This is a genomic window from Streptomyces gilvus (assembly GCF_022513565.1).
Classification (GTDB): Bacteria; Actinomycetota; Actinomycetes; order Streptomycetales; family Streptomycetaceae; genus Streptomyces; species Streptomyces gilvus.
Genome location: NZ_JAKWBE010000053.1, coordinates 1 through 22,815 on the forward strand (window position 1 = coordinate 1; position 22,815 = coordinate 22,815).

Below are 22,815 nucleotides of genomic sequence, written 5' to 3' on the forward strand. Positions count from 1 at the left end.
TCAGAAGTACCAGGCCAAGCGCGTGGGCGCCCACATCACCTACACCCGCTCGGGCCACGACGTCCCGTCGATCAGCCCGACAGCGGTCGACCGAGCCATCCTCGCCGCCGCCAACTCCGTACACTGACCGCCCCGTACGGCGGACCGCATCTCCGGGTGCGGCCCGCCCTCGGCACCACGTACCGTTTCCCGCCGGGCAACGGCAAGCAGGTCACGACCTGCAGGTGCCGCCGTCTGCGCTCCACGCAGACTCCGACGGGACGCCGCCCCGGGAGGCAACAGCGCCGACGACAGAAGGGCTCCCGCACCCATCCGGCTTGATGGAGCCCTTCGTCGTGGTATCGGGTCGCCTGGAGTGCAACGATGCCTCCAGGTAACCGACTTCAGGGTCTAGAAGAACCCGAGTTTCCGCGGGCTGTAGGAAACGAGGAGGTTCTTCGTCTGCTGGTAGTGCTCCAGCATCATCTTGTGGGTCTCGCGGCCGATGCCCGATCCCTTGTAGCCGCCGAACGCCGCGTGTGCCGGGTAGGCGTGGTAGCAGTTCGTCCAGACGCGGCCCGCCTGGATCGCGCGGCCGGCGCGGTAGGCGGTGTTGACGTCCCGTGTCCACACGCCCGCCCCGAGGCCGTAGAGGGTGTCGTTGGCGATCTTGATGGCGTCGTCGAAGTCGTCGAAGGACGTCACCGAGACGACCGGTCCGAAGATCTCCTCCTGGAAGATCCGCATACGGTTGTGGCCCTCGAAGATGGTCGGCTGCACGTAGTAGCCGCCCTTCAACTCGCCGTCGTGCTCGATGCGTTCACCGCCGGTGAGCACCTTGGCGCCCTCCTGCCGGCCGATGTCGAGATAGGAGAGGATCTTCTCCAGCTGGTCGTTGGAGGCCTGGGCGCCGATCATGGTGTCCGTGTCGAGTGGGTGGCCGGTCTTGATGAGTTCGGTGCGGGCGACCGCCGCCTCCATGAACTCGGCGTAGTGGCCCCGCTGGACCAGCGCCCGCGACGGGCAGGTGCAGACCTCGCCCTGGTTGAGGGCGAACATCGTGAAGCCCTCGAGCGCCTTGTCCCGGAAGTCGTCGTCCGCGTTCCAGACGTCCTGGAAGAAGATGTTCGGGGACTTGCCGCCGAGTTCCAGCGTGACGGGGGTGATGTTCTCGGAGGCGTACTGCATGATCAGCCGGCCGGTCGTGGTCTCGCCGGTGAACGCCACCTTCGCCACCCGCGGGCTGGACGCGAGCGGCTTGCCCGCCTCCACGCCGAAGCCGTTGACGATGTTGAGGACACCCGGTGGCAGCAGGTCGGCGACCAGGCTCATCCAGTAGTGGATGGACGCCGGGGTCTGCTCGGCCGGCTTGAGCACGACCGCGTTGCCCGCGGCCAGCGCCGGCGCCAGCTTCCAGGTCGCCATCAGGATCGGGAAGTTCCACGGGATGATCTGCGCGACCACACCGAGCGGCTCGTGGAAGTGGTAGGCCACCGTGTCGTCGTCGACCTCGCCGAGCGAGCCCTCCTGCGCCCGGATAGCCCCCGCGAAGTAGCGGAAGTGGTCGATGGCCAGCGGGATGTCGGCGGCCAGCGTCTCGCGCACCGGCTTGCCGTTCTCCCAGCTCTCGGCGACCGCGAGCCGTTCGAGGTTGGCCTGCATCCGGTCGGCGATCTTCAGCAGGATGTCGGAGCGCTCGGTCACCGAGGTGCGGCCCCAGGCCGGCGCGGCCGCGTGCGCCGCGTCGAGCGCCCGCTCCACGTCCTCCGCCGTGCCCCGCGCGATCTCGGTGAACGGCTGCCCGTTCACCGGCGACGGGTTCTCGAAGTACTGCCCGCGGGCCGGCGGTACGTACTCGCCCCCGATGAAGTGGTCGTAGCGCGCCTGGTAGGAGACGATCGCGCCCTCGGTGCCGGGCGCAGCGTAACGGGTCATGCGGTGGGCCTCCTTCAGAAGCGCTGCCCGCCGTTGGGCAGCTTTCACCAGGAGGCTAGGAACGCCTACGTTGCAACCACGTTGCTGTGCGAGTCTGCGGTCGCGTCCGCGAGCCGGCGGTCAGGCCGGCCGGCCCGGGCGGCGGATCGTGACCGCGGGCCAGTCGCCCGGTGCCCCCAGCTCGGACTCCAGTGCCGCGAGGCGCGAACGGACCGCCGGCGTGGGCCGCACCGCCGCCAGCGCCCGCCACACCTCCAGGTCGTCCTCGCCCCAGGGCGCGTGCGCCCAGTCCGCGAGCAGGTCGGGATCGCGGCGCGCGATCAGCGCCGAGCGCAGACCGTCGGCGAGGCGGTGCCTGAGCCGCACCACCGCCGGCGCCTGTGAACCCGGCAGCAGCGGACCGCCGTACCCCTTGGCGGCCGCCGTGATCGCGCCCGTCTCCAGACGCCGCTCGACGACGGCGACATCGGACTCCACCGGCACGGTCAGCCGGTACGGTCGTGAACCGAGCAGCGCCGGGCCCAGTACCCGGCGCAGCCGGGCCATCTCGGCACGCAGCGTCACCGGCGTCACCGACTCGTCCTCGTACAGCGCGCACAGCAGCTCGTCCCCGGTCAGCCCCTCGGGATGCCGGGACAGCAGCACGAGGATCTCGCTGTGCCGCCGGCTGAGCCTGATCCGCCGCCCCTCGACGATGAGGTGGGCCTCGTCGCGGCCGAGCGCCGTCAGCTCCGGCGTGCCGTCGGCGGACCGCTCGGGGACGAGCAGCGCCAGCTGGGACTCCGCGGCCCGCGCGACCGCCTGTACGAACCCCAGGCTGTGCGGATGCGCGAGCCCGTCCCCGCCGGTGATGTCCACGGCGCCCAGCACCCGCCCGGTGCGCGGATCGTGCACCGGCGCCGCCGCGCACGTCCACGGCTGCACGCGCCGGCTGAAGTGCTCGGCCGCGAACACCTGCACCGGCCGGTCGACGGCGACCGCCGTGCCCGGCGCGTTGGTGCCCATCGCGGACTCCGCCCACCGGGCACCCGGCACGAAGTTCATCCGCCCCGCCCGCAGCCGGGTCGTCGAATGCCCCTCCACCCACAGCAGCCTGCCGTGCGCGTCGCACACCGCCAGCAGATGCTCACCGTCGGCGGCGAAGGTCCCCAGCAGCTCCCGGAACAGGGGCATCACCCGCGCCAGCGGATGCTCGGCACGGTAGGCGCCGAGATCGCCGTCGACCAGCTCCACGCTCGCCGTACCGTCGGGCCCCACCCCGGCCCGCGCGGAACGCCGCCACGACTCGGCCACCACCGAACGCACCGGGCGGGTCACCATGCCCGCCTCGGTGAACGTCTCGTGCGCACGGCGCAGCATCCGCGCGTGCTCGGCAGGGTCGGCCCCCGGCTCCAGGGCCACCCACGGATCGGTCAACGGGGCCTCCCCGGCTGGTGATGTGGCTGGGGACATCGTCACTCCCGGTGCGCCCTCGGACAACCGTTTCGACCGCGCGCACCTCGAACGGTGTCCCCGTCGCACGTCAGGCGAAGTTGACCAGTCTGATGTAGCGCGACCAGTCCCAGTTCGGTCCGGGATCCGTGTGGTCCGTCCCCGGCACCTCGTAGTGACCGATGATGTGCGCACGGTCCTTGGGGATGCCGTACTTGTCGCATACCCGCGCCGTCAGCCGGGCCGACTGCTCGTAGAGGGCGTCGGTGAAGTACGCCGGTCTGTCCACCCACCCTTCGTGTTCGATGCCGATGCTGCGGGTGTTGTAGTCCCAGTTGCCCGCGTGCCAGGCGACGTCGGCCTCGCGCACGCACTGCGCCACATGGCCGTCGGCCGAGCGCACCAGGTAGTGCGCGGACACGGTCTTCTGCGCGTTCTCGAAAATGGCCAGTGTGTCGGAGTAGGTCTCCTGCGTGACGTGGATGACCACGTAGTCCAGCGGATAGACCAAAGGGCGGTCGGAGACCGTGTAGTTGGCGGTGTTGGCCGGCTGCCACTCGGCGGTCGGGTAGTCGGGGGCCTGGACCTGTGCGTCGGCCTGCGGGTCGGGGAGCAGTGCGTAGGGGACGGCGGCGAGGGCGGCGCCCTTCAGGAACCGTCGCCGGGTGGTGCTGGGTCTTGCTCGCTCCATGGAGCCGTGCCTTTCGGACGTGGGGGGTGACGAGGAGACGTGCGGGGATGACGAAGAGACGTGGGGGAGTGACAGGAAGGGGCGCGCCCCTACAAGGAGCCGGCCGCTCAGCCCCGCAGGGCCGCCGCGGTCTCGCGCAGCCGGTCGTGCATCCCGCGATGGGTCTCGCGCGCGGGCAGCCACTCCTTGCGGATCTTGGCCACGCACGTGTAGTTGGTGTCGCACACGTTGGCCAACGGCGACTCGACGGCCTGGGTCGCGAACTGGTACGCGTCCAGCTCACTGAACCCGTAGTCGCGCACCAGCCACTGCACCAGGTCGAGCTGGGATATCCGGAACGCGTCCTCCAACGGGCGTGCCGAGCCCGTCGAGATGATGTGCGTGTCCGACTCGATGCGCGGCCACGGCGTGGCCAGCCCCTTGAGCAGTTCGACGATCACCACGGTGTTCATCGCGCACTCGACGGCGACCCCACAGGTCTCTCCCTCGCCCTGCCGGGCGTGTCCGTCGCCCAGACTGAGCAGCGCGCCCTCGACGTTCACCCCGAAGTAGGCCGTCACCCCGGCCCGCATCTCGGGCGTGTCCATGTTCCCGCCGTGGGCGTCGGGCACCAGGGCCGAGCGGACCTCCAGGTTTGCCGGTGCCACGCCGACCGTGCCGTGCATCGGGTCGATGGGCAGTTCCGCCTCGATGTCGCTGTCGTGGGCCCGGAACAGCGCCGTGCGCCGGGAGCGGTCGAGCTGCCAGATCCACACGGTCTCCGGCAGCGGCGGTTGCAGCGTGGCCGTGGTGTGCGTGGAGGTGAGCGCGCCGAACAGGGGGACCGTGGTCGACGCGGCCCAGTCGCGGGCCGGTTCGATCGACACGAAGTGCACGGCGACCGTGTCGCCCGGCTCGGCGCCCTCCACGTGGAAGGGGCCGGTCTGCGGGTTGAGGAAGGGGAACTCGCACACCTCGGACACCAGGTCCTTCTCGGACCGCACCCGCCCGGCGAAGCAGTCCTCCGTGTACAGGTCCAGGACCGTGCCGGGCGCGATCCGCGCCACGGGCGGTGCGCCGCCGAACGTCCAGGCGTACTCGCCCGGTTCGGGCCGGACGGTCAGGATCCGCGGGTCGCTCATCGCTGTGCTGCTCCGTTCTGCGAGGTGCCGGTGAGGGCGGGTTCGTCCAGGTGGACACGGGCGGTCTCGGCTATGCGCTCGGGATGCCGCCGCAACAGCACGGCCAGCACCACGAGCCCCGCGGCCATCCACACGCCGACGATCGGACCTGCGTACGACACCGGGGCCGTCAGCTCGGTGACGAAGTCGAACACGGGCAGCCCTGCCGCCGTCAGCAGCGCCGGCACGAAGGCGACGATGCCGAGCAGAGGCAGCAGCAGATGCCGTATCGGCTTCAGCGCCTGACGCCTGCGGCGCAGGAAGTATCCGGCACAGGCGAGGTTCACGACGATGTACACGCCGATCACGACCGTCACGATCACCGTGGCCAGCAGGAGGAAGGCCGTCACCGGGTCGTAGCCGAGCCCCAGTCCCAGCACCGCGCCGACCGCCACCACGCTCTGAACGGCTATCCCGGCGACGGGGGAGCGGTGGCGGGGATGAAGCGTCCTGAACAGCCGGGGCAGCACCCGGATCCGGGCCAGGGCGAAGGCCGTGCGGGTGGAGACGTTGGAGCACGCGTTGGCGTTGGCGATCGTGGAGTTGACCACGGCGAGGAAGACCAGCACCCAGAACAGGCCGAAGGACGCCCGGGCCACCCCCTCCCAGGACGCCTCGCCGGACGCCCCGAACCTGGCGAACCGGTCCGGCCCGAAGTACACCGTCATGGCGTAGGTCGTGACGACGTAGAACAGTCCGATCGCGAGCGCCGCGCCGAGGACGGCGCGATGCATCGTCCGGCGCGGATCGCGGGTCTCCTCCGCCAGCGGCGCCGCCGCCTCGAACCCGGCGAAGGCCAGCACCGTGTACACAGAGCCCGCGAAGACCCCGCTGACCCCTTCGTATCCGGCGGCCGTATGGGAAGTACCGAACACCGACAGGGTGTTGTTCCCGCCCGCCTTGCCGATCAGCCAGAGGGCGAACACCAGGAAGACCAGGATCTCGAAGACGCCGAGGACCGTGCCGAAGCGGGCCGAGGCACGCACGCCGAAGTATCCGGCCGCGGCGATGATCGCGGCCCCGGCGAGCGCCCACGGCCACCAGAGGTTTGCCGGATACGAGGACCACTCGTCGTGCAGGGTGCCCGCCGTGGTGAACCCGAGCTGCAGGAGCAGCAGCGGTGGCACCAGGGCTTCCACGAACACATAGCCCCAGCCGACGAGGAAGCCGACGGCGGGATGCAGACCCTGGGCAGCGTACGTGGCCACCGAGCCCGCGGCCGGCAGTTCCCGCGCCAGCTCGGCCACGCAGGACGCGGTGAACAGACAGGCCACCAGGGCGATCAGCACCGCCAACGGCAGACTTCCGCCCGCGAAGGCCGCACCGGACGGGATGGACGCGGCGACCGCGGCGGCCGGTGCCATGGCCGTGATGCTCTGGAACAGCACCTCGCGCAGCCCGATCGCGTCCCGCCTGAGTCCTGCCGTGACATCCCCCGCCATGTGAATCCCCCTCAATTCACGCCGACACGCGGGCCGTCCGCCGATCCGGCAGATGCGCCTCGCGTGAATCACGGTACGACGCTTGCGGGTTGGGCAGAAGGGTGCCGTGTGCTTCGGTGGACAGGGGTCCGTATGTGGATAACTCCGTCACCCGGTCGGGTGATCAGCGTCCTGATCGAGGCCCCGGCCCGGTGTCAGTTCCGCTCGGCCACGGCGGCGGGATCGTCGAGGACCGCTCGTACCACCGAGTACGCCGCCCCCAGCAACGGCCCCTCCGGGCCCAGCCGTGACACCGACACGGGGCAGGCCGGCCCCGCGGTGCGCCGGTCCAGCTCGGCCTCCAGCGAGGGCAGGAGCCACGGCGCCAGGCCCGACAGCGCACCGCCCAGCACCACGCTCTCGGGGTCCAGCAGATTGACCGCGCCGGTCAGCGCGATGCCGAGCGCCTTGCCCGCGTCGCGCAGCGCCCGCCGTACCGCCGCGTCCCCCTCGGCGGCCCGGCCCGCCAGGAGCCCCACCCGGTCCTCGCCCGGCTCCAGTCCCGCGGCCCGCAGCACCGCCTCCTCACCGGCGTACTGCTCCAGACACCCCCGCCCGCCACAGGCACACCTGGGCCCTTCCGGACGCACCGGCACATGACCCAGCTCGCCGGCGAAACCCCGCGTCCCGCGCAGCAACCCGCCGGCCACGACCACCGCCGCGCCGATGCCGATCTCCGCCGACACGTGCAGGAAGTCCGGTGGAGTGCCCTCGCCGAGCCAGAGTTCGGCGAGCGCGCCGAAGTTGGCCTCGTTGTCGACGGTCAGCGGGAAGTCCGTCGGGAGCAGGGCGCCGAGGTCGGTGTCGTGCCAGTCCAGGTTCGGGGCGCGGACGACGGTGCGGGCGTCGCGGGCGACCAGGCCGGGGACGGCCACCGCGAGTCCCGCGGGCCACAGTCCCTCGCCCTTGGCCTCGGCGACGACCTGGCGCAGCAACTCGGTGAGCTCGTCGATCACGGGTTCGGGGGAGCGGCCGCGGTTCGCGCCGTGGCGTATCGCCCGGGCCCGCACCTGTCCGCGCAGGTCGACCGCGCACACCGCGAGATGGTCCACGCCGATCTCGGCGCCGATGCCGGCGGGGCCGTGCCCGCTGACGGCGAGCGCGGAGCCGGGCCGCCCCACCCGGCCGGGCCGCTCGGGGCCCAGCTCCTCCAACAGGCGCGAGCGTATGAGCTCGTCGACGAGGGTCGACACCGCTGCCCGGGTCAGCCCGATGCGGGAGGCGACGGCGGCCCGGGAGAGCTGTCCCTCGGCGCTGACGGCGTGCATGACCCGGGCGAGATTGCGCCGGCGCATGCCCTGCTGGGTGTCCGGCAGCACCCGGCCGGGTCCGGACGGGTGCGCCTCGTGCAGCGGTGCGGTCATGCCCCCGTCCTCAACGGCTGTCCGTGCTCCGCTCCAGCAGCGGGGCCGCGTCGGAGAGTACCCCGGCGATCCTGGCCAGCGTCTCCTCGTCCCGTTCCACGGGCTCCAGCACCGGGCCCGCGGCGGTGTTCCAGCGCCGGGCGACGGCGGCCGGATCCTCGCCGGTCAGCAGGCCCGCCGCCTGCGCCGCGGCGCCGAGCGCGACCAGTTCCCTGGCCTCGGGCACCTGCACCGCGCGGCCCGACAGCCGCCGTACTGTCTGCTGCCAGGCCGCCCCCCGGGCTCCGCCGCCGATCAGCAGGAGCGGAGCCGAGCGGTCCGCGTCCGCGTCCAGGACCAGGTCGAGCGCGCCGAGCAGCGAGTGCACGGCACCGTCGTAGGCGGCCTGCAACAACTGGCCGGCGGTCGTGTCGTGGCGCAGGCCGTGCAGCAGGCCCGAGGCGGACGGCAGGTTCGGGGTGCGCTCACCGTCCAGGTAGGGCAGGAGGGTGACGCCGGCGGCGGGTTCCACGGCCTCGCGGTCAAGGCCCAGCAGGGTCGCGACCCGGTCGACGGCGAGCGTGCAGTTCAGGGTGCAGGCCAGCGGCAGCCAGTCGCCGTGAGCGTCCGCGAAGCCCGCCACCGTGCCGGTCGGGTCGGCCGGACGGCGCTTGGAGACGGCGTACACCGTGCCCGACGTGCCGAGACTGAGCACCGGCGCGCCCGGGCGCAGACCCAGGCCCAGCGCGGCGGCCGCATTGTCCCCGGTGCCGGGGGCGACCAGGGTCCCTTTGGAGAACGGCAGGTCGTGACTGTCGCGCACGGTGCCGGCGACCTCGCCGGGCCGCACCACCCGGGGCAGCAGCGCCGGGTCGAGTCCCACGTGCGTCAGGGTCTCCTCGTCGTACGCCTCCGTTCCCGAGGCCCACCAGCCGGTGCCGGAGGCGTCCCCCCGGTCGGTCGTGCCCTGGCCGGTCAGACGCTCGGTGAGGTAGTCGTGGGGCAGGCGCACGGCCTTGGTCGCACGCACGGCCTCCGGCTCGTTCTCCGCCAGCCAGGCCCACTTCGTGACCGTGAACGACGGGCCGGGCACGCTTCCGGTACGTTCCGCCCACGCCTTCGGGCCGCCCAGCTCCTCGATCAGACGGCGGGCCTGCGGCGCCGAACGGACGTCGTTCCACAGCAGCGCCGGACGCACCGGCTCGCCCCGCTCGTCCAGGGTGACCAGGCCGTGCTGCTGTCCGCCGACCGACACCGCGGCCGCCTCGTGCGCCGCGTCGCCGCACTGTCGCAGCGCCTCGGACAGGGCGTCCCACCACTGGCGCGGGTCGCTCTCCCGGCCCGTCCCGGAGGAGACGGTGTGCGGTGCCTGGCCGCTCGCGACGACCTGTCCCGTGGCCGCGTCGACGACGAGCACCTTCGTGGACTGGGTGGACGTGTCCACGCCGACGACGAGCGGACCCTCGGCTGCTGACATCGGGCTCTCCCTTTTTCCGCGGCTCAGCGGGGATGTTCCGGCACACACACCCTGCACCTCTTCCCAGGGCTGCCTCCGCATACTAATTTGTAAACGGCCATGACGAAATAGGCGTGAGCAAGCGTCGCAATCAAGCAAGGAGCCGCGGCATGAGCTACCAGCCCACCCCCGAGGACAGGTTCACCTTCGGCCTGTGGACCGTCGGCTGGCAGGGAAGGGACCCGTTCGGCGACGCCACGCGGCGTGCCCTCGACCCGGTCGAGACCGTGCAGCGCCTGAGCGAGCTCGGCGCCCACGGAGTCACCTTCCACGACGACGACCTGATCCCGTTCGGATCCTCCGACACCGAGCGCGAGTCGCACATCAAGCGCTTCCGCCAGGCCCTCGACGCGACCGGCATGACCGTGCCGATGGCCACCACCAACCTCTTCACGCACCCCGTCTTCAAGGACGGCGCGTTCACCGCCAACGACCGTGACGTGCGCCGTTACGCCCTGCGCAAGACGATCCGCAACATCGACCTCGCGGTCGAGCTCGGCGCGAAGACCTACGTCGCCTGGGGCGGCCGCGAGGGCGCCGAGTCCGGCGCCGCCAAGGACGTCCGCGCCGCCCTGGACCGCATGAAGGAGGCCTTCGACCTCCTCGGCGAATACGTCACCTCCCAGGGCTACGACCTGCGCTTCGCGATCGAGCCCAAGCCGAACGAGCCGCGCGGCGACATCCTGCTGCCCACCGTCGGCCACGCCCTGGCCTTCATCGAGCGCCTGGAGCGCCCGGAGCTGTACGGCGTCAACCCCGAGGTCGGCCACGAGCAGATGGCCGGGCTGAACTTCCCGCACGGCATCGCCCAGGCCCTGTGGGCGGGCAAGCTCTTCCACATCGACCTCAACGGCCAGTCCGGCATCAAGTACGACCAGGACCTGCGTTTCGGCGCCGGTGACCTGCGCGCCGCGTTCTGGCTGGTCGACCTCCTGGAGAGCGCCGGCTACGACGGCCCGCGCCACTTCGACTTCAAGCCGCCGCGGACCGAGGACCTCGACGGCGTGTGGGCCTCGGCCGCCGGCTGCATGCGCAACTACCTCATCCTCAAGGAGCGCGCGGCCGCCTTCCGCGCCGACCCGGAGGTCCAGGAGGCGCTGCGGGCCTCGCGCCTGGACCAGCTCGCCGAGCCGACCGCGGCCGAGGGGCTGCAGGCCCTGATCGCCGACCGGAGCGCCTTCGAGGAGTTCGACGTCGAGGCGGCCGCCGCGCGCGGGATGGCCTTCGAGCGGCTCGACCAGCTGGCGATGGACCACCTGCTGGGCGCCCGCGGCTGAGCACCCACGCACGCGTACGTGTCGTTGCTGAGCGATCTCCGTGCGGAATGCTTCGGAATCATGCGGTCCACGGCATGGATCCGTATCAAGTGCCGTACGGGGGTCGCCGCGCGCCCGGTTCGCGGCGACTCTGGACGGTATGGCCATGCCGCCCGTACCGCCTCAGCCACCCGGGCCGCCGGGTGGCGGCTTCGGACCACCCTCGGACGGCAACGAGCCGCCCACCTATGCGGACTGGCAGCCTCCGCCCCAGCCGCCCGGAAGGCGGCGGAATCCACTGGTGGTCCTGCTGGCCGGTGTCGCGGCGGTGGCGGCCGTGGTCGTCATCGTGCTGATGGCCACCGGCCGTCACGACTCGCCGGAGAAGAAGTCACCGGCCGGCAGCGGCAGTTCCCGTCCCTCCCCGTCCCGGCCGCTGGGCATCCCGACCGCGTTGCCGAGCGAGCTGCCCAGCCGGCTGCCGTCGAAGCTGCCCAGCGAACTGCCGAGCGGCATCCCGAGCGGCCTGGAGTCGCTGATCCCCTCGCTGGGGGACGTGGACCTGCCCTGACGCTCAGACGCCGTGCGGCAGCCGCACGTACAGCACCGTCGTCTCGACACCGCTGTCGACCAGCCGGCCCTGCGAGTCGAACGCGCCCGCGCCGTCGGTCATCCCGAAGTCGTTGTCGTTGATCAGGGCGAGCGTGTCGTGATCCACGCGCGCGACGCCCTCGATCTTCCCCGGCACTCCGGTGACCTTCCCCAGGTCGACGACCAGCCGCTTGCCGAGCACCGGGACACCCGCGGCCGCCGGATCGTCGAGCGGCTCCAGGGAGGGCGAGGTCGTCCTCGGCGTCGTAGGGCCGCCGAGAATGTTCGCAGGGATCCTGGCGCGCTCGCCGCAGGGCCGGACGACGGTCAGGTTCCCGGGGAGCCGGCGGCCATGAGCGGAGGGACACCGCCGGCGGGCCCTCCGAAGGCCACCGTGCCGCTTCGGGCCGGATCGCCCGGCACGAAGACGGCACAGGTGCGGGCCAGTTCGGAAGTCTCTGCCGGTTTCGCCGTGAGGGTCCTCTGCCCAGCTGACCGTACTCATCAAATTTGACTGCCTCATCGGAGCCGCCGAGAGTACAGCATTCGGCCGGCCTCCGACACGATCCGCCGGAGCGGCCCGCCGCGCTCCCGGCACGCCGAGGTGTCGTCAACCCCCCTGCGTCACAGGGGCTGCCCCCCGCCCGTACCCGGGGGGCCGCCTCATGGTCGCGATAGCGGCCCTCTACGTACGTTTCCTCAGGTCAGCCCGTTGCCGAGAGAGCCGGAGACCCGACATGCCCGAGCCCACCACAGCCGTCGCCGAACCACTGCGCAAGGCGCGGGACGCGCCGGCCGGAAGCGAGTTCGCACCCCTTCTGCGCACGGTCAAGGAGCAGGGACTTCTCGAACGGCGCCTCGGCTGGTACGCGCTCGGCATCGCCGTCAACGCACTCGCGCTGACCGGTGTCGTCACGGGCGTCGTCCTCGTCGGCGACACCTCGTGGTCGCTGTTGCTGGCCCCGCTGCTCGCCGTGTTCTCCGCCCGCACGGCCTTCATAGGCCACGACGCCGGCCACTACCAGATCACCGGCGACAGAAGGGCGGCTCGTGCGATCGGACTGATCCACGGCAACCTGCTGCTGGGCATGAGCTACGCCTGGTGGAACGACAAACACAACCGCCACCACGCCAACCCCAACCACATAGACAAGGATCCGGACGTCGTCGCCGACGTCCTCGTCTTCACCGGAACACAGGCCAGGGACCGATCCGGCTTCCGGCGCTGGCTGACCCGCAACCAGGCCTGGCTCTTCTTCCCGCTCACGCTTCTCGAAGGCGTCGCCCTGAAGGCGCACGGCTTCCGGTATCTGCGCCGGCAGCCCGCCGGCCGGGCCGCTGTGGAAGGCGCCCTCCTCGCGCTGCACGTCGCCGGGTACGCGGCACTGCTGCTGACCTCGCTGTCGCCGGGCAGGGCACTCGCGTTCGCCGCCCTTCACCAGGCGCTGTTCGGCCTGCACCTCGGGATGGCCTTCGCCCCCAACCACAAGGGCATGGAGATGCCCGACCCGGACGGCGATCGCTGGGGCCATCTGCGTCGGCAGGTGCTCACCTCGCGCAACGTCCGCGGCGGCCTCCTGACCGACTGGTTCCTCGGTGGCCTGAACTACCAGATCGAGCACCATCTCTTCCCCAGCATGCCCCGGCCTCATTTGCACCTCGCCCGGCCTCTGGTGCGGGCACGCTGCCAGGAGTTGGGTATTCCCTATGCGGAGACCGGGCTCGTCGACTCCTATCGGCAGGCCCTGCGTCACCTGCACGAGGTCGGGGAGCCCCTCAGGACGTGATGTCCGTGGGGGCTCTCAGGGACGACTCGGGGTTCCGGCTCAGGGACGTTTCAGGGTCGCGACTCGGAACCGCGGGAAGCGCGGGCCCGTTTTCAGGACAGAGAGCGGCAGTGGCCGCGAAGGAGGCGACGTACATGTCGAAGAACGCGAAGATCGCCGTGGGGGGTGTGGCGGTCGGAATCATCCTGCTGTTCTGGCTGCCCTGGTGGGTGTCGCTCCTGATAGTCCTGGGAGTCCCGACCGCCGCCTACCTCACCCTGGACCCCTCCCAGCGGCGCAGGCTGCGCCGCGTCACCCGCAAGGAGCTCGGTCGCTGAGGCGCTACCGCACGAGAGCGTCCCGGTCGTCCAGTGCGCACGCGTTGACCACATCGCCGCTCGCGGGCCGCGCGACGGTGTGGTTCGCGGGCGGCCGCACGCCCTTCTCCACCCAGGAGACCAACGTGTCGAACGCCGACCGGTAACACGGCAGGATCTGCCGCAGCCGGTCCGGATAGGTGTCGTACAGCCCGTCGACATGCGTGCCGCCCTCGATCGTGTAGTAGCGGTGCAGCGCACCCCGCCCACGTGCTTCGACCATGCGCGCGTACACGTCCGAGTCGGCGGCCTTGGGCAACAGCGCGTCCAGGTCACCGTGCAGCGTGATCAACGGCCTGCCGATGCGCCCGGTCAGCGCCACCCTGGCCACGGCGCGACGGACGCCGGTGGGGCGAGACGCGTAGTCGTACCGGGCGTCGCTCGGAACTGCGCGTCGTGCTGCCAGCCGTGGGTGGTGTTGAAGTGCGAGGAGTCCGGGAAATAACCGTCGATCTGTCCGGGCACCCCGGAGGGAGTTCTGGTGCCCTTGGCCGTCAGTCCCGTCTGGTCGGCCATGTCGGTGTACTGAGTGCCGGCGAGCCCGGTCGTCGTGAGGTCCGGCAGACAGGCACTGCGCTGGAAGGCCGCACCGGGCACCTGGACGCGCTCCTGCCGGGCGCAGTGCCCCTCACCGACGGCCGCGGTCGCGGCGGGAGCCGGCCAGGTCAGGGCCGCCGCCACCAGCGTGGCGGCGGCGAGCGGAACAGCACGGGACGGACGCATGACGGCCTCCAGGGCAGCACGGGAGGAAGGGCGTCCCGGCAGGGCGGGGCGCCCGTGGCTGCCTCATGCTGCGATCCGTGCCCGGCGGCATCCATGGGGTGGGGGCACACGGAACGGAGCCGCGACATGGGTGCTGGAAACAGACCGTGCGGTGAAGCGTGGTGCGGGTGGGCTCAACTCGGGCGGACGGCCATCTTGTCGAGCGCTTCGAGGAGACCGGGCAGTTCCGGCCCGCGCCCCACCGGCAGCACCTCTCCGGGCTCCGCGTCCAGCAGCACGAACGCGATGTCGTCGGTCCTTGCCACCAGCGACCAGCCGGGACCGTCGGCCCGCAAGGTGCGTGCGTCGCCCGAGGCGAAGGACGACCGGACCCGCCCGAGGGGCGGCGGCGAGTCCACGTACGCGCGTGCCTCGGCGAGCACACGGCGGATGCCGCTGTGGCCCTTGCCCTTCTCGTCGTCCTCGGTCCGAGCGGCCGTCCCGCTCTCCGCCGCCTTCTCGCCGCCCGCGGAGCCGGCCGCGCTCCCCGTCTCCTCAGGCGTCTCGGCGGCGGCCGTATCCGGGCGCGGGACGAAGTCGGCGTCGGCGATCTGTTCCCGCCACAGCGCCCATTGCAGCGCGATCTCGTCCGCGCCCAGACGCCGCTGAGCGGGGCCCCAGGTGGCCGTGTCCGGCGGCGACAGCGGCGGACCGTCCGCGGTCTCGGGATCCGGATCATGCGGGGCGGGCACGCCGGGAGCCGCTACGGCGACCGCCAGGGGCCAGCCCGGCAGGGCGGCGACGACCGAGCGTTCGTCGGGCGAGAGGTCGTACTCCATGCCGCAGTCCCAGGACGCGATGGCGACGGCGACCAGGGAGACGTCGTCGACGACGACCGTCCACCGGGCGCCGTCGCCGTCCTGGCCCAGCACCAGGCCGTATCCGTCGGCGAGCGGCGCGAGGCCGAGCGCCGCGCAGGCCTCCGGATAGTCGTCGCCCAGCACGCTCGGAAACTTCGCCGGCGTCAGCAGTACCGCCGTGAGCACATAGAGCGCCTCGTCCGCGGCGGCGACGGCGTCCTCGTCCGTCCCGGCCATCCCAGCCTCCCCATCGGTTCGTCCAACGGCGCGCACCCTAATGTGCGCGGAAGCTCCTTGTCACGACTGGCAAGCCCACCCGGAGCTGCAGTTTTCCGGCTGGACGGGGCGAATCGACCATCCGTCGTGGGGCGCGTCAGGCCGCCGGAAGCCCCAGCAGCGTGCGTGCCACGGTCCGCGGCGACTCGTCGCGCTCCCGCGCCAGCGCGATGACGGCCCTGCACGCCAGCTCGTTGACCCCGAAGGACAGCGCCTCCGGCGACACCCAGCCGGCCGCCTCGTCGATGCGGTCCTGGTCGTCCTCCGCGCAGGCCGAGACGTACGCGGCGGCCGCTTCGAAAAGATTGTGTGTATGTTTGTCCCGGCCCTGGTTCATCTCCGCCCGCACGGCGGTGAGGAATCTGGCACAGGACTTGCGCACCCTGCCCAACATAGTGACCACCTTCCCCCTGTGTGGTTGCCCTCGCTGATCGTCCATCTCCTCCCATTCAACGTAGAGTTGGAGTTCCGTCGGCAGAAGGGGGACGGCCCGGTGAACCGCTTCGAACGCCTCGAACGGATCCGGCGCCTTGATCCGTACCGGGACGCCTCCGAGATCTACCGGCTCAGTGCGGCCTACGAGTTCCCGTGGGACTTCACCCGCTCCCTCGAACTGGCCCTCTACCGCACCTATGCGGTACCCAGCATCGGGCGCCTCCTGGCGGAGACTGCGGAGCTGACGGAGCGCTCACAGAAGCGGTACGACGACACCACGTTGCTCCTGGACGCGGTCGTCGAGCACGGCTTCGCCGGCGAACAGGGCCGCACCGCGATCCGCCGGATCAACCAGATGCACCGCGGCTACGACATCGGCGACGACGACATGCGCTACGTCCTGTGCACCTTCGTCGTCATGCCGAAGCGGTGGATCGACGCCTACGGCTGGCGCCGGCTGTCGCGGCACGAGACCGTGGCCGCCGCCGAGCACTACCGCACCCTGGGGCGGCACATGGGCATCAAGGACATCCCGCGGTCCTACGAGGAGTTCGAGGCCTGTCTCGACGCCTACGAGGAAGCCCACTTCGCCTGGGACGAGAACGCTCGTCGTGTCTCGGACGCAACCCTGGCCCTGATGGCTTCCTGGTACCCGCGTCCCCTCGCACCTCTCCTGCGCACCATCACGCTCTCCCTGCTCGACGACCACCTCCTGCGGGCCTTCCGCTACCCGCCTCCGGGCGCCGTCACGCGCGCGTGCGTACGTCGTGCGGTACGCGCGCGTGGCCGCCTCGTCCGGCTGCTGCCGCCGCGCAAGGCACCCCACTACGCGCGCCAGAACCGGGAGGTCAAGGGCTACCCGAACGGCTACGAGCTGGCGCAGTTGGGCACGCACCCCGTTCCCGGCCTCGGCGGATGCCCGGTGCGACGCCAGGGGTCATCCGCCGAGTGAGGCGATGGTGTCCCGCAGGCGGCTGACCTCAGCCCGAGAGGCAGCCCGGGCGATGGTCAGCGGGCCGGCCTACGTGACGGTCAGTCCACGCGCACGGCCAGGGCGAGGAAGCGGCTGTCCTCGTCGACGTACGAGGTCATTCGCCAGCCCGAAGCGGCCAGCAGGGGGCGGAGGTTGGGCTCGGCGCGGAGGTCGTCCGGGGTGATCTGCCGGCCCTGGCGGGCCGCGAGCGCGGCGCGGCCGATGGGGTGGAACAGCGCGAGCGTGCCGCAGGGACGCGTCACGCGCCACAACTCCCGCAGATTCGCGCCCGGCTGAGGAAGGTGCGCGATCAGCCCCGCGGCGAACACCGCGTCCAGCGAGGCCGGCCGCAGCGGCAGCGCGGCCACGTCGGCGAGCAGCAGCCGCCCGTCACGGTCCCTGCCGGCCCGCACGGCGGCCTGGAGCATCTCTGGTGTCAGATCGGCTCCCACGACCACCCCAGAGGCCCCCACGGCGGCACGCAGCGGCGTCAGTGCCCTCCCGGTGCCGCAGCCCGCGTCGAGCACCCGGTCGCCCACGCGCAGCCCGAGCTCGGCCACCGCCGCCGCGTAGGCGGGACCGTCGTCGGGGAACCTGCTGTCCCAGTCGGCGGCACGGGTACCGAAGAACTCCTGGACATGTGTGTGGTCCTCGCTCATGTTCCGCATGATCCCTCACCGACAGGGATGACGCCGCTGCGCACACGTTCGAGCGCGACGCGGTCGTTCTGCTACCTCTCTGCGTCATATTCCAACACCTTTCGAAATGTGCCCCCTTTGCGCACCCGTGACCGGGCTACCGTCCCGGGGCCATGGGACACCTGGACCACGCCACCTTCGGCTGGCTGACCCCCGTGCTGTCGTACGTGATGGCCTGCATAGGCGCCGCGCTCGGACTGCGCTGCACCGTCCGCGCCCTCGGCGCCACCGGCCGCTCGCGCCGCAACTGGCTGATCACCGCCGCCTCCGCGATCGGCACCGGCATCTGGACCATGCACTTCGTGGCCATGCTCGGTTTCGGCGTGAGCGGCACCGACATCCGCTACGACGTGCCGCTCACCATCGCGAGCCTGCTCGTCGCCGTCCTGGTCGTGTGTGCCGGTGTCTTCGCCGTCGGCTACAGCCGGGACCGCAACCGGGCGCTGTTCCTCGGCGGACTCACCACCGGACTCGGCGTCGCGAGCATGCACTACCTGGGCATGGCGGCGGTACGGCTGCACGGACACGTCAGCTACGACCCGGCCCTCGTCGGCCTCTCCGTGCTGATCGCCGTCGTCGCGGCGACCGCGGCCCTGTGGGCGGGACTCAACATCAAGTCGCCCGTCGCCGTCACCGTCGCCTCCCTGATCATGGGCGCCGCCGTGAGCAGCATGCACTACACCGGGATGTTCGCGGTGAGCGTCCGCGTCACCCCCTCGAGCCAGGTGCTGCCCGGGGCCACGGCGATGCAGTTCATCTTCCCCCTCGCCGTCGGCCTCGGGTCCTACCTGTTCCTGACCTCCGCCTTCGTCGCCCTGTCACCGACGACGGGGGAGCGCGAGGCCTCCGCCTCGGCGCAACGGCCGGTCGGGAGCGTCCCCGGCTAGCGCCGGATCCGGCGCCGACGGCACGCCCACGAACCACTCCTGAGCGAGGAGTCCATGCGTACACCCCGTAGGAGCCCCACCACCGGCGCCGAGGCGCCACCCTCGCCTCTCGTGCGCGGCCGTCGCGCCCACGCGGGACCGCCGGCCGACGAGAGCACGGAGGAACCCGCCGGCGCGGTGCCGCAGGATCCGCCTGCGCGCGCGGGGCACTGGCGAATACGCCCCCGCACCGTCCGCGCCAAGATCGTCTGCCTGCTCATGGTGCCGGTCGTCTCGCTGCTCGCCCTGTGGGCCTACGCCACCGTCACCACCGCCCAGGACGTCTCCCGGCTGCGTCAGTTGCAACGCGTCGACGCCGAGATCCGCTCACCCGTCGGCACGGCCGTCGCCGCGCTGCAGGCCGAACGAACGGCCGCCTTGGGATACGCCTCCGCCCCGTCCGTGGGGCAGCGCGGCGACTACAGGAGACTCACCGGGCGTACCGACGAAGCCGTGGCCAGGCTGCGCCTCGGCGACGACGACACCGTCGCCGACAGCACCGAGCTGCCCACCGGAGTGGCCCGGCGGCTGCGGGCCTTCGTCACCGGCGCCGAGCAGCTGCGTGCCCTGCGCAGCCAGGTTCTCGACCACCGCGCCGACTGGGCTGAAACGTACCGGCAGTACACCAGGACCGTCGCCGACGCCCTCGCGGTGGACGGCGCGCTCACCGGCATCCAGGACTCCGACCTCGGCTCCGACGCGCGCGTACTGCTCGAGTTCTCCCGCGCGGGCGAGTCACTGGCCCAGGAGGACGCGATCCTCGCCGGTGCGCGCCCTGCCGAGCACCTGAACGGGCAACGGCTGCGCCTGTTCACCGGTGCCGCCCAGACCCGGCGCACCCTCACCGAGGCCGCCGTCGCCGACCTGAGCGGCTCCGAGCGCGACGCCTGGCACACTCTCGCCGCCGGCAGCTCCTACACCGCCCTCGGCGACGCGGAGGACCGGATCGTCGACGGCACCCTGGGTCCGCTGCGGGCGACGGCACCGGAGAACACCTGGGACACAGCACACGCGCGCGTGCAGGACGGCATGCGCACCATCGAGGCCAACGCGGCACACGGAGTCGCCGAGCGCGCCGACCCGTTCACGCGCGGACTGCTCACCCCGGCCGGTGCCGCCGTCCTCTTCGGCCTCGCGGCCGTGGCCGCCTCGCTCGTCATCTCCGTACGCATCGGCCGCGGTCTCGTCGTCGAACTGGTCAGCCTGCGCAACAGCGCCCTGGAGATCGCCCGCCGCAACCTGCCCGAGGCGATGCGCAAGCTGCGCGCCGGCGAGGAGATCGACGTCGAGGCCGAGGCCCCGCCGGGACCACCTGCCGAGGACGAGACCGGACAGGTCGCCGAAGCGCTCGGCACCGTGCACCGCGCCGCCCTGCGGGCCGCGATCGAACGCGCCGAGCTCGCCAGCGGCATCTCCGGGGTGTTCGTCAACCTCGCCCGCCGCAGCCAGATCCTCGTCCACCGCCAGCTCAGCCTCCTGGACAGCATGGAGCGCCGCTCCGACGACCCCAACGAACTCAGCGACCTGTTCCGCCTCGACCACCTCACCACCCGTATGCGGCGCCACGCCGAGAGCCTGATCATCCTCTCCGGCGCCGCACCCGGCCGGGCCTGGCGCATGCCGGTCTCCCTGACCAACGTGGTGCGCGCGGCCGTGTCCGAGGTCGAGGACTACGCGCGCGTGGAGGTACGCCAGCTCCCCGAGGCGTCCGTCATCGGCGCGGCCGTCGCCGACCTCACCCATCTGCTCGCCGAACTCGTCGAGAACGCAGCCCAGTTCTCTCCGCCCCACACGCGCGTGCGCATAACCGGTGAACCCGTCGGCAACGGCTACGTCGTCGAGGTCGAGGACCGGGGCCTGGGCATGGGCGGCGAGACCCTCGGCGAGGCCAACCGCCGCATCGAACAGTCCGAGGCGCTCGACCTCTTCGACAGCGACCGGCTCGGCCTGTTCGTGGTCAGTCGGCTCGCCGCCCGCCACGGCATCAAGGTGCACCTGCGCACCTCCCCCTACGGCGGCACCACCGCGGTCGTCCTGCTGCCCACCGCCCTCCTGCACGGCGGCGCGGCGGAGCGTTCTCCCCGCAGGGCCGCCGCCGAGGCGGAGCGCCCCGAGGAACGCGAGTACGCACGCGTACCCGGCGCCGAACGGCAGGAGTCCGTACCGGCCCTGGCCGAGCGGCCCGCCCTCGCGGCCCCCGCCGCGGCCGTGGCGGACAGGGCGGACGAACCCCCACCCCCCGGAGTCACCACCTTGCGCCTGCACCGACCCGAGGACGACGCCGAGGACACCGACGACCTGCCCCGCCGGGTACGCCAGGCCAGCCTCGCCCCCCAACTGCGCGAGCGACGCACCGAGAAACCGGCCACCCAGAACTCCGGCTCCCAACACGACGACCAGCGCACCCCCGAGATCGTGCGCGACCGGATGGCGGCCTACCGCGACGGCTGGGCGCGCGGCGGCGGCAGGCAGCCCGGCCGCGGTGCCACACCCGACCACACTGCGCGCAGCGACAGCAGCGAAGGAGACCACGCATGATCCAGGACCCGAACACGAGGGCAGACATGGGCGTCCCCCCGCTCGAGCGAAGCCGCGAGTGGGGAAGGTCCGGCGAACTCGACTGGCTGCTGGACGACCTGGTGCTGCGCGTGACCGAGGTGCGGCACGCGGTGGTCCTGTCCAACGACGGACTCGCCGTGGGCGCGTCCACCGATCTGCGCCGCGAGGACGCCGAACACCTCGCCGCGGTCGCCTCCGGCTTCCACAGCCTGGCCAAGGGGGCGGGACGGCACTTCGGTGCGGGCGGGGTGCGCCAGACCATGGTGGAGATGGACGACGGCTTCCTGTTCGTGGCCGCGGCGGGCGATGGCTCCTGCCTCGCCGTGCTCACCGCCGTGACCGCCGACATCGGCCTGGTCGCCTATGAGATGGCGCGGCTGGTCAAGCGGGTCGGCGAGCACCTGTACACGGCGCCGCGCGTCGCCGCGCGGCCCCCCGCCGCCGGTTGACGCGAGAGGCGGTCCCCGCGACATGAGCGACGACAGGACCGGCGCCGGGCAGCAGCCGGGCAGCCAGTGGTACGACGGCGAGGCCGGGCCTCTCGTACGGCCGTACGCCATGACCGGCGGACGCACCAGGCCGGGTCCCACGGGGGTCCGCTTCGACCTGATCGCCCTGGTCACCCTGGACGCCGGCGGGCCCGGCCCGGACGAGGCGGGCGGGCTCGGTCCGGAGCACCGGGCCCTGATCGACCTGTGCCGCACCGAGACCCAGTCGGTCGCCGAACTCGCCGCGGGAGCCGATCTGCCCGTCGGCGTGGTCCGGGTGCTTCTGGGCGACCTGCTCGAACTCGGCTGCGTCACCGTCAGCCGCCCGGTACCGCCCGCCCAGCTCCCCGACGAACGGATTCTGCGCGAGGTGATCGAGGGGCTGCGGGCGCTGTAGACGACAGTTCACAACCACCCGGGCACGGACGGTCCCGACTTGTGCACCCACCCGGACACCGAACAGGTACCGGTCGGTCGCATCGGGCAAAAAGCGGTCCAATCCCACGGAGAAGGGACGCAGTTGTCATGATGCTGATTTCGACCGATGCCGACCGTTGCCGGCACTCCCGAGAGAAGTGATCCATGGTCTCCGAGCACCCCGACGCCGACGGCGGCGAGACGGCCGCGCTGGCACTGAAGATACTGGTCGCCGGCGGATTCGGCGTGGGCAAGACCACCCTGGTGGGCGCGGTCAGCGAGATCCGGCCGCTGCGCACGGAGGAACTGCTCAGCGAGGCCGGCCAGTGGGTGGACGACACCGACGGCGTGGACCAGAAGGTCACGACCACCGTCGCCATGGACTTCGGCCGCATCACCATCCGTTCCGGCCTGTCGCTCTACCTCTTCGGCACCCCGGGCCAGGACCGCTTCTGGTTCCTGTGGGACGAGCTGTCCCAGGGCGCCCTCGGTGCCGTGGTCCTCGCCGACACCCGGCGCCTCGAGGACTGCTTCCCCGCCGTGGACTACTTCGAGCACCGGCACATCCCGTTCGTGGTGGCCGTCAACTGCTTCTCCGGCGCCCGCCGTTACAACGCCCAGGACGTCTTACGCGCCCTCGACCTCGATCACGGGACACCGGTGGTGCTCTGCGACGCCCGGGATCGCGACTCCGGGAAGGAGGTGCTGATCCGGCTCGTCGAGTACGCCGGGCGGATGCACACCGCCCGGCTGCTGGACTCGGTCGGCTGAGGGGACGTCAGCTCGCGACGGCCCTCTCCGCCAGCACCTTGTCGATCCTGACGCGCACGAGGAGTTCGCCCGGCACGCCGTTGCGGGCCCCGAACTCCTCGGCCCGGTCCTCGCCCATGTACCGCGCGCCGATGCGGGTGGCCCAGTAGTCGTGACGCTGTCCACCGGGGAGAAGGTGGCCAAC

Annotated in this window: 21 protein-coding genes and 2 pseudogenes; 10 read left to right on the forward strand and 13 right to left on the reverse strand. The window is 71.8% G+C overall.

All coding sequences use genetic code 11. The annotated features are described in order from the left end of the window. Positions 1-390: 390 nt before the first annotated feature. The 7 genes from adh to xylB form a co-directional block, all read right to left on the reverse strand. Positions 391-1,914 carry an aldehyde dehydrogenase gene (gene adh, locus MKW14_RS39905; protein ID WP_240871505.1) on the reverse strand — a complete coding sequence of 508 codons (1,524 nt, stop codon included), beginning with the start codon at positions 1,912-1,914 and terminating at the stop codon, positions 391-393. A 120-nt stretch (positions 1,915-2,034) separates the two neighbouring features. Further along, entirely contained in the window at positions 2,035-3,330 is a 1,296-nt protein-coding gene (locus MKW14_RS39910) for a GAF domain-containing protein (protein ID WP_240871507.1), read from the reverse strand. Positions 3,331-3,436: 106 nt separating this feature from the next. Continuing rightward, positions 3,437-4,036 carry an N-acetylmuramoyl-L-alanine amidase gene (locus tag MKW14_RS39915; protein WP_240871508.1) on the reverse strand — a complete coding sequence of 200 codons (600 nt, stop codon included), beginning with the start codon at positions 4,034-4,036 and terminating at the stop codon, positions 3,437-3,439. 107 nt (positions 4,037-4,143) lie between these two features. Continuing rightward, positions 4,144-5,157 carry an acetamidase/formamidase family protein gene (locus MKW14_RS39920; RefSeq protein ID WP_240871509.1) on the reverse strand — a complete coding sequence of 338 codons (1,014 nt, stop codon included), beginning with the start codon at positions 5,155-5,157 and terminating at the stop codon, positions 4,144-4,146. Further along, positions 5,154-6,638 carry an APC family permease gene (locus MKW14_RS39925; RefSeq protein ID WP_240871510.1) on the reverse strand — a complete coding sequence of 495 codons (1,485 nt, stop codon included), beginning with the start codon at positions 6,636-6,638 and terminating at the stop codon, positions 5,154-5,156. Before MKW14_RS39925 ends, MKW14_RS39920 begins: the two co-directional genes overlap by 4 nt. A gap of 194 nt (positions 6,639-6,832) precedes the next feature. Next, a complete protein-coding gene (locus tag MKW14_RS39930) occupies positions 6,833-8,041 on the reverse strand; it encodes an ROK family protein (protein ID WP_240871511.1) in 1,209 nt (402 codons plus the stop codon). 10 nt (positions 8,042-8,051) lie between these two features. Continuing rightward, on the reverse strand, positions 8,052-9,497 hold the full coding sequence (xylB, locus tag MKW14_RS39935) for a xylulokinase (protein ID WP_240871513.1): 1,446 nt from the start codon (positions 9,495-9,497) through the stop codon (positions 8,052-8,054). Positions 9,498-9,646: 149 nt separating this feature from the next. On the opposite strand from xylB, the gene xylA reads away from it, so the two are divergent. Together xylA and MKW14_RS39945 are read left to right on the forward strand one after the other, a co-directional pair. Next, entirely contained in the window at positions 9,647-10,813 is a 1,167-nt protein-coding gene (gene xylA, locus MKW14_RS39940; protein WP_240871514.1) for a xylose isomerase, read from the forward strand. Positions 10,814-10,958: 145 nt separating this feature from the next. Then, complete coding sequence (locus MKW14_RS39945) at positions 10,959-11,363, forward strand: hypothetical protein (RefSeq protein ID WP_240871515.1); 405 nt, start codon at positions 10,959-10,961, stop codon at positions 11,361-11,363. 3 nt (positions 11,364-11,366) lie between these two features. Here MKW14_RS39945 and MKW14_RS39950 read toward each other — a convergent pair. Next, positions 11,367-11,672, reverse strand: a pseudogene (locus tag MKW14_RS39950) (esterase-like activity of phytase family protein); the annotation flags it as partial. Between the two features lie 448 nt (positions 11,673-12,120). Here MKW14_RS39950 and MKW14_RS39955 point away from each other — a divergent pair. Further along, on the forward strand, positions 12,121-13,170 hold the full coding sequence (locus MKW14_RS39955) for an acyl-CoA desaturase (RefSeq protein WP_240871516.1): 1,050 nt from the start codon (positions 12,121-12,123) through the stop codon (positions 13,168-13,170). Between the two features lie 134 nt (positions 13,171-13,304). After that, a complete protein-coding gene (locus MKW14_RS39960) occupies positions 13,305-13,487 on the forward strand; it encodes a tail-anchor membrane protein (RefSeq protein ID WP_240871518.1) in 183 nt (60 codons plus the stop codon). 4 nt (positions 13,488-13,491) lie between these two features. Here MKW14_RS39960 and MKW14_RS39965 read toward each other — a convergent pair. From MKW14_RS39965 to MKW14_RS39975, 3 genes and pseudogenes are all read right to left on the reverse strand, one after another. Further along, a pseudogene (locus tag MKW14_RS39965) lies at positions 13,492-14,249 on the reverse strand (hypothetical protein). A 173-nt stretch (positions 14,250-14,422) separates the two neighbouring features. Further along, positions 14,423-15,325, reverse strand: coding sequence for a hypothetical protein (locus tag MKW14_RS39970; protein WP_240871520.1), 903 nt, complete (start codon positions 15,323-15,325; stop codon positions 14,423-14,425). Between the two features lie 136 nt (positions 15,326-15,461). Then, the gene (locus MKW14_RS39975) at positions 15,462-15,758 is read right to left on the reverse strand and encodes a hypothetical protein (protein ID WP_240871522.1); all 297 of its coding nucleotides are present in this window, start codon (positions 15,756-15,758) and stop codon (positions 15,462-15,464) included. 99 nt (positions 15,759-15,857) lie between these two features. On the opposite strand from MKW14_RS39975, the gene MKW14_RS39980 reads away from it, so the two are divergent. Then, positions 15,858-16,751, forward strand: a complete 894-nt coding sequence (locus MKW14_RS39980; protein ID WP_240871524.1) for an oxygenase MpaB family protein — start codon at positions 15,858-15,860, stop codon at positions 16,749-16,751. Positions 16,752-16,831: 80 nt separating this feature from the next. On the opposite strand, the gene MKW14_RS39985 is transcribed toward MKW14_RS39980, so the two are convergent. Continuing rightward, a complete protein-coding gene (locus MKW14_RS39985; RefSeq protein ID WP_240871525.1) occupies positions 16,832-17,431 on the reverse strand; it encodes a class I SAM-dependent methyltransferase in 600 nt (199 codons plus the stop codon). A gap of 152 nt (positions 17,432-17,583) precedes the next feature. Between MKW14_RS39985 and MKW14_RS39990 the strand changes: the two genes are divergently transcribed. The 5 genes from MKW14_RS39990 (at position 17,584) to MKW14_RS40010 (ending at position 22,631) form a co-directional block, all read left to right on the forward strand. Beyond that, entirely contained in the window at positions 17,584-18,357 is a 774-nt protein-coding gene (locus MKW14_RS39990; protein WP_240871526.1) for an MHYT domain-containing protein, read from the forward strand. Positions 18,358-18,411: 54 nt separating this feature from the next. Beyond that, the gene (locus MKW14_RS39995; RefSeq protein ID WP_240871527.1) at positions 18,412-20,934 is read left to right on the forward strand and encodes a sensor histidine kinase; all 2,523 of its coding nucleotides are present in this window, start codon (positions 18,412-18,414) and stop codon (positions 20,932-20,934) included. Beyond that, positions 20,931-21,404, forward strand: coding sequence for a roadblock/LC7 domain-containing protein (locus MKW14_RS40000; protein ID WP_374116664.1), 474 nt, complete (start codon positions 20,931-20,933; stop codon positions 21,402-21,404). Before MKW14_RS39995 ends, MKW14_RS40000 begins: the two co-directional genes overlap by 4 nt. Before the next feature lie 22 nt (positions 21,405-21,426). Further along, positions 21,427-21,840: a DUF742 domain-containing protein gene (locus tag MKW14_RS40005; RefSeq protein WP_240871530.1), complete on the forward strand. Its 414-nt coding sequence runs from the start codon at positions 21,427-21,429 to the stop codon at positions 21,838-21,840. 185 nt (positions 21,841-22,025) lie between these two features. Beyond that, the gene (locus MKW14_RS40010; protein WP_240871532.1) at positions 22,026-22,631 is read left to right on the forward strand and encodes a GTP-binding protein; all 606 of its coding nucleotides are present in this window, start codon (positions 22,026-22,028) and stop codon (positions 22,629-22,631) included. 7 nt (positions 22,632-22,638) lie between these two features. Here MKW14_RS40010 and MKW14_RS41845 read toward each other — a convergent pair. After that, positions 22,639-22,815, reverse strand: a 177-nt coding sequence (locus tag MKW14_RS41845) for a pyridoxamine 5'-phosphate oxidase family protein (RefSeq protein WP_502628189.1), incomplete at its 5' end; no start/stop codon positions are given.

Bases quoted from the DNA above. Each gene is read 5' to 3' on its own strand.
- adh (WP_240871505.1), bottom strand. From the start codon at position 1,914: ATGACCCGTTACGCTGCGCCCGGCACCGAGGGCGCGATCGTCTCCTAC.
- MKW14_RS39915 (WP_240871508.1), bottom strand. From the start codon at position 4,036: ATGGAGCGAGCAAGACCCAGCACCACCCGGCGACGGTTCCTGAAGGGC.
- MKW14_RS39920 (WP_240871509.1), bottom strand. From the start codon at position 5,157: ATGAGCGACCCGCGGATCCTGACCGTCCGGCCCGAACCGGGCGAGTAC.
- MKW14_RS39925 (WP_240871510.1), bottom strand. From the start codon at position 6,638: ATGGCGGGGGATGTCACGGCAGGACTCAGGCGGGACGCGATCGGGCTG.
- MKW14_RS39930 (WP_240871511.1), bottom strand. From the start codon at position 8,041: ATGACCGCACCGCTGCACGAGGCGCACCCGTCCGGACCCGGCCGGGTG.
- xylB (WP_240871513.1), bottom strand. From the start codon at position 9,497: ATGTCAGCAGCCGAGGGTCCGCTCGTCGTCGGCGTGGACACGTCCACC.
- xylA (WP_240871514.1), top strand. From the start codon at position 9,647: ATGAGCTACCAGCCCACCCCCGAGGACAGGTTCACCTTCGGCCTGTGG.
- MKW14_RS39945 (WP_240871515.1), top strand. From the start codon at position 10,959: ATGCCGCCCGTACCGCCTCAGCCACCCGGGCCGCCGGGTGGCGGCTTC.
- MKW14_RS39955 (WP_240871516.1), top strand. From the start codon at position 12,121: ATGCCCGAGCCCACCACAGCCGTCGCCGAACCACTGCGCAAGGCGCGG.
- MKW14_RS39960 (WP_240871518.1), top strand. From the start codon at position 13,305: ATGTCGAAGAACGCGAAGATCGCCGTGGGGGGTGTGGCGGTCGGAATC.
- MKW14_RS39970 (WP_240871520.1), bottom strand. From the start codon at position 15,325: ATGGCCGGGACGGACGAGGACGCCGTCGCCGCCGCGGACGAGGCGCTC.
- MKW14_RS39975 (WP_240871522.1), bottom strand. From the start codon at position 15,758: ATGTTGGGCAGGGTGCGCAAGTCCTGTGCCAGATTCCTCACCGCCGTG.
- MKW14_RS39985 (WP_240871525.1), bottom strand. From the start codon at position 17,431: ATGAGCGAGGACCACACACATGTCCAGGAGTTCTTCGGTACCCGTGCC.
- MKW14_RS39990 (WP_240871526.1), top strand. From the start codon at position 17,584: ATGGGACACCTGGACCACGCCACCTTCGGCTGGCTGACCCCCGTGCTG.
- MKW14_RS39995 (WP_240871527.1), top strand. From the start codon at position 18,412: ATGCGTACACCCCGTAGGAGCCCCACCACCGGCGCCGAGGCGCCACCC.
- MKW14_RS40000 (WP_374116664.1), top strand. From the start codon at position 20,931: ATGATCCAGGACCCGAACACGAGGGCAGACATGGGCGTCCCCCCGCTC.
- MKW14_RS40005 (WP_240871530.1), top strand. From the start codon at position 21,427: ATGAGCGACGACAGGACCGGCGCCGGGCAGCAGCCGGGCAGCCAGTGG.
- MKW14_RS40010 (WP_240871532.1), top strand. From the start codon at position 22,026: ATGGTCTCCGAGCACCCCGACGCCGACGGCGGCGAGACGGCCGCGCTG.